Origin of the sequence: Bradyrhizobium sp., assembly GCF_049691595.1 — a bacterium.
In the GTDB taxonomy this organism is placed as follows: domain Bacteria; phylum Pseudomonadota; class Alphaproteobacteria; order Rhizobiales; family Xanthobacteraceae; genus Bradyrhizobium.
Map to the genome: position 1 here is coordinate 1 of NZ_JBAVNZ010000657.1, position 4,570 is coordinate 4,570.

A 4,570-nucleotide genomic window follows, 5' to 3' on the forward strand; every position below is an offset into this window, starting at 1 on the left:
TTGCCAGTTCCTTCAACCCGAGCCGGATCAGCTGCGCGGTCTCGGCGTGTTCACCGGCGCTGCGCGAGGCCGAGGCGATCGCGGCGGCCGCCTGCGGCTGGCCGTAGCCGAGATTGACCAGCGCCGAGATCGCGTCGGTGACCGGGCGCGGCGCGCGGTCGTGGTCGATTGCACCCGACAGATGCACCAGCGCCGGATCGACATTGGCAAAGGCCGGCGCCTTGTCCTTCAATTCGGTGACAATGCGCTCGGCGACCTTCGGGCCGACGCCGGGCGTGCGCGCAACCGAAGCCTTGTCGCGCAGCGCGATCGCATTCGCCAGTTCCGTCGGCGGCAAGGTGGAGAGCACCGCCAGCGCCACCTTGGCGCCGACCCCCTGCACCGTCTGCAACAGCCGAAACCATTCGCGCTCGACGTCACTGCGGAAGCCGAACAGTTTGATCTGGTCCTCGCGCACATAGGTTTCGATCGACAGCACCGCGGCCTGGCCGGGCGCCGGCAGCGCCTGCAGCGTGCGCGAAGCGCAATGCACCTGATAGCCGACGCCGCCGACGTCGAGGATCACGTAGTCCTCGCCATAGCTGTCGATCAGGCCTTTCAGTTTGCCGATCATAGCCCCGCCACCCTCAACCGCAGCGATGCGCTCTGGCGGTGATGCGCGTGCGTGATCGCGACCGCCAGCGCATCGGCCGCATCGGCGGATTTCGGCTCGGCCTTCGGCAGCAATATTTTCAGCATCACAAGAACCTGGTTCTTGTCGGCATGGCCGGCGCCGACCACGGTCTTCTTGACCTGGTTGGGCGCGTATTCGGCGACCGTGATGCCGAACATCGCCGGCGCCAGCATCGCGACGCCGCGCGCCTGGCCGAGTTTTAGCGTGGCGACGCCGTCCTTGTTGACGAATGTCTGTTCGACCGCGGCCTCCTGCGGCCTGAGATCGCCAAGCACGGCAGCGAGCCCTTCATGAATCGCCAGCAGCCGGCTCGCCAGCGGCAATCCTTCCGGCGGTTCCACCGAGCCGCAGCCGACGAACATCAGCCGGTTGCCCTCGATCTCGATCACGCCCCAGCCGGTGCGGCGCAGGCCCGGATCGATGCCGATGATGCGGACGGGATGGCGAATCGGCACAGGTGTCATGGTCATTTATACCCCATGCCGGAGTCTCACGCCTAGCGCGGGCGCCTCGCCGTCAACCGTCATGCCCCCGCGAAAACCGAATGTTGCGTGCCCCGGACACGGCCAAGACTACCCACCCATCCTGGCGACCAGCGCGTCGGAGATCTCGAAATTGGCGTGCACATTCTGCACGTCGTCATGTTCGTTGAGCAGATCCATCAGCCTCAAGAGCTTCTCGCCGGTTTCGTCGTCCACCGCGACCGTGTTCTGCGGCTTCCAGGTCAGCGCCGCCTTGCGCGCCTCGCCGAACTTCGCCTCCAGCGCTTTTGCGACCTCGCGAAAGGTCTCCTGCGAGGCATAGATCTCATGGCCGTTCTCGCTCGACGCCACATCGTCGGCGCCGGCCTCGATCGCGGCCTCCAGCATCGCATCGTCGGAGGCGACGCGCTTGTCATATTCGATGATGCCGGTGCGATCGAACAGGAAGGCGACCGAACCGGTTTCGCCGAGATTGCCGCCGGACTTGGCGAAAAAGGAACGGATGTCGGAGGCGGTGCGGTTGCGGTTGTCGGTCAGCACCTCGACGATCACCGCGACCCCGCCGGGGCCATAGCCCTCGTAACGGATTTCGTCGTAGCTTTCCGCATCGCCGCCGGAGGCCTTCTTCACCGCGCGCTCGATCGAGTCCTTTGACATGTTTTCCTGGCGGGCGGAAATGATCGCAGCGCGCAGCCGTGCATTCATGCTGGGATCGGGCTGGCCCATCTTGGCCGCGACCGTGATTTCACGCGCCAGCTTGCCGAACAGCTTCGATTTCTGGGCGTCCTGCCGGCCCTTGCGGTGCATGATGTTCTTGAATTGGGAATGGCCGGCCATGCGAGGTCTCTTGCGATTCGTCCGGGGAGAAATTGGGGTGAAAGCGCGGCCTTATAGGCCGGCAAACGGTCAAAATCAAAGATTGGCGGATCTTTTTGGTAGGATCGTGCCGCCTGCCGGAATAGGTATCAGGATTTGGCACCTAATCGACCCAAAATGGCGGTGACGCTTTCTCCAGCCGGCCGCCCTTTCGCACCGGCGCAATCCGCAGCGCCAGGCCGGTCGCATCGTCGGTCTCGACTGCGACGCCGCTCAGCGTCGCCACCCCGGTCGCCGGCTCGAAGCGGCTGGACGGGATACCGGTGGTGAAACGGCGCAGCGGCTCTTCCTTCTGCATGCCGATGATCGAATCGTAGTCGCCGGTCATGCCGGCGTCGCTGATGTAGGCGGTGCCGCCGGGCAGCACCTGATGATCGGCGGTCGGCACATGGGTGTGGGTGCCGACCACGAGGCTGGCGCGGCCATCGCAGAAAAACCCCATGCCCTGTTTTTCGCTGGTCGCCTCGCAATGGAAATCGACCACGATGGCGTCGGCTATTTCGCGCAGCGGACAGGCATCGAGCTCGCGGCCGATGGCGTGGAAGGGATCGTCGAGCGGCTCCATGAATACGCGGCCCATGGCGTTGATCACCAGCGCGCGCTTGCCATTCTTGGTATCGACCAGGGCAGCGCCGCGGCCCGGCGTGTGGCGCGGAAAGTTCAGCGGGCGGATCAGACGCGGCGCGCGCTCGATGAAGACCAGCGCTTCCTTCTGGTTCCAGGCGTGATTGCCGAGCGTGACGGCGTCGGCGCCGGCGTCGAGCAGTTCCTGGTAGATCGCCTCGGTGATGCCGAAGCCGCCGGCGGAGTTCTCGCCATTGATGATGACCAGATCGAGCAACCAGTCGCGGATCATGCCCGGCAGGTGCTCGGCGACGGCGGCGCGGCCGGTCTTGCCGACGACGTCACCGATGAAAAGGATACGCAAGTTCAGCTCCGGAAGTCGAACAGTTTTGCTTCCGTTAGCACATAATCCAGCGCCACGTCGTGCTGAAGCGCCGGAACCGCGGCGATTTCCTGCACCACGAAGGCGAGGCCGATCGCCGTGACGGCCTTTGACTTGCGCAATTGCGCCAGCGTGCGGTCATAATGTCCGGCGCCGTAGCCGATGCGGTGACCGGCACCGTCGAATGCCGCCAGTGGCACCAGCACGATGTCAGGGATGAGTTCGGCCGCGGCGGGCGACGGTTCGAGAATGCCGAGCGGACCGAGCATCAGCCTGTCGCCGTGAGACCAGGCACGAAATGCCAGCGACTTGCCGCGCGCAAGGATCGCCGGCAGCGCCAGCCGCGCGCCCTGCGCGGCGAGCGTTCGCATCAATGGGATCGGATCGATCTCGCCGCGGATCGGCGAGTAACCTGCGACAACCGCGCCGGGCGCGACTTCAACCGGCAGCCCGCGCGCCGCGATGGCTTGAGCCGCAGCCGTCCGGTGCTCACCGCTCAACGCATCGCGCGCCGCGAGCGCGGCGGCACGCAATGTTGCCTTGTCGGAAGAAGTGATAGGGCTCGACATCCTTCACCGTCATGCCCGGGCTTGCCCGCCTTGACGACGACATTCGAACTCGAAAACAAAAGTGCGAAGCCACAGAGCCGTTGAAGCACTCGATCCCGGAGTTCCCTACGAAAGTAGGTGGGCACCATATGACCGGGTCCACGGACCCGGCCAGCGACAGTTCCCTAAAGGATCGATAAGGCCCCGGGGATATATGGCTCCTGACGCGCAACGCAGCTTCGCGTCCCCAATGTAGCCACGATGGGACCGATGCGCCAGCGGTAACGCCGTGATGGTCAGCCGATCGCGACGCCGCCGCCGATGGTGCGGTTCAGCACCTGTGTGGTCCGCTCGATGCGCTCGGCTGCGGCGTTCAGCGCATTCGATACCGCCACCTGCGTCGCCCGGGTACGATCGGCGGCCGCGGCGCGGACGGTGCGCAGGGACTCGAGCTCCTGCTCAAGGGCTCGGATGCGCTGGCTGGCGTCGAGCAGCTCGTCGCAGGCGGTCAAGGCCGCCATCACGGTCAGCCGCGCGTCGCCGATTTCGCCGAACTTGCCCCGCAGCGTTTCGATGCGCGATTCCAGCGTCTCGGCGAGCTTCAGCAGCCGCACTTCCTGGCCTTCCTCACAGGCCATCCGGTATTGCCGGCCGTTGATGGTGACGTTGATATGGCTCATGAATCCTCTCCGGAATCGAGAACGGCGCGGATCGTGCCGATCGCCGCATCGAGTCTTTCGGCGATCTCCCGATTGGTGCGCTCGAGCCGCCGCGTCTTCACCAGCGATCCATCGAGTTCGTCGGCAAGCCGCGATCGATCGGCGCCGAGGGCCTGGATCCGGCTCGCCAGCTCATTCTCGTCGCGGTCCGCCTCGCGCCGCCGCTCGACCGCGCTTTCCAACGCTTCGAGCGCCGCCATCAATCGGCGCGTCGCGGCGTCGATATCGGCCAATGCTGGCTCGGCGTTGCCGGAACCGTTGACAGGACCGTTGGCGGGACGATCGTTCATGACAGACAGCGCTGACCCTGGCTCAAGCCAACCGGA

The 4,570-nt window shown here is 65.4% G+C and carries 7 protein-coding genes and 1 other RNA gene; all 8 read right to left on the reverse strand.

Annotated features, from left to right (window positions below; all coding sequences use genetic code 11):
- The coding region (gene ruvA / locus WCE35_RS26330) for a Holliday junction branch migration protein RuvA (protein WP_424596236.1) at positions 1-613 on the reverse strand (613 nt) is incomplete at its 3' end.
- Positions 610-1,137 carry a crossover junction endodeoxyribonuclease RuvC gene (gene ruvC / locus WCE35_RS26335; protein WP_424596241.1) on the reverse strand — a complete coding sequence of 176 codons (528 nt, stop codon included), beginning with the start codon at positions 1,135-1,137 and terminating at the stop codon, positions 610-612. The genes ruvA and ruvC, both read right to left, overlap by 4 nt.
- A 108-nt stretch (positions 1,138-1,245) precedes the next feature.
- Complete coding sequence (locus WCE35_RS26340; protein WP_424596237.1) at positions 1,246-1,992, reverse strand: YebC/PmpR family DNA-binding transcriptional regulator; 747 nt, start codon at positions 1,990-1,992, stop codon at positions 1,246-1,248.
- A 142-nt stretch (positions 1,993-2,134) separates the two neighbouring features.
- Positions 2,135-2,959 carry a TIGR00282 family metallophosphoesterase gene (locus WCE35_RS26345; RefSeq protein ID WP_424596238.1) on the reverse strand — a complete coding sequence of 275 codons (825 nt, stop codon included), beginning with the start codon at positions 2,957-2,959 and terminating at the stop codon, positions 2,135-2,137.
- Between the two features lie 2 nt (positions 2,960-2,961).
- Positions 2,962-3,546 carry a 5-formyltetrahydrofolate cyclo-ligase gene (locus WCE35_RS26350; protein WP_424596239.1) on the reverse strand — a complete coding sequence of 195 codons (585 nt, stop codon included), beginning with the start codon at positions 3,544-3,546 and terminating at the stop codon, positions 2,962-2,964.
- A 62-nt stretch (positions 3,547-3,608) separates the two neighbouring features.
- Positions 3,609-3,768: non-coding RNA, 6S RNA (gene ssrS, locus WCE35_RS26355), on the reverse strand.
- 53 nt (positions 3,769-3,821) lie between these two features.
- Positions 3,822-4,205, reverse strand: a complete 384-nt coding sequence (locus WCE35_RS26360) for a cell division protein ZapA (RefSeq protein ID WP_424596240.1) — start codon at positions 4,203-4,205, stop codon at positions 3,822-3,824.
- Complete coding sequence (locus WCE35_RS26365; RefSeq protein ID WP_424596242.1) at positions 4,202-4,534, reverse strand: DUF4164 domain-containing protein; 333 nt, start codon at positions 4,532-4,534, stop codon at positions 4,202-4,204. Before WCE35_RS26365 ends, WCE35_RS26360 begins: the two co-directional genes overlap by 4 nt.
- Between the last annotated feature and the right edge of the window lie 36 nt (positions 4,535-4,570).

Bases quoted from the DNA above. Each gene is read 5' to 3' on its own strand.
- ruvC (WP_424596241.1), bottom strand. From the start codon at position 1,137: ATGACACCTGTGCCGATTCGCCATCCCGTCCGCATCATCGGCATCGAT.
- WCE35_RS26340 (WP_424596237.1), bottom strand. From the start codon at position 1,992: ATGGCCGGCCATTCCCAATTCAAGAACATCATGCACCGCAAGGGCCGG.
- WCE35_RS26360 (WP_424596240.1), bottom strand. From the start codon at position 4,205: ATGAGCCATATCAACGTCACCATCAACGGCCGGCAATACCGGATGGCC.
- WCE35_RS26365 (WP_424596242.1), bottom strand. From the start codon at position 4,534: ATGAACGATCGTCCCGCCAACGGTCCTGTCAACGGTTCCGGCAACGCC.
- WCE35_RS26350 (WP_424596239.1), bottom strand. From the start codon at position 3,546: ATGTCGAGCCCTATCACTTCTTCCGACAAGGCAACATTGCGTGCCGCC.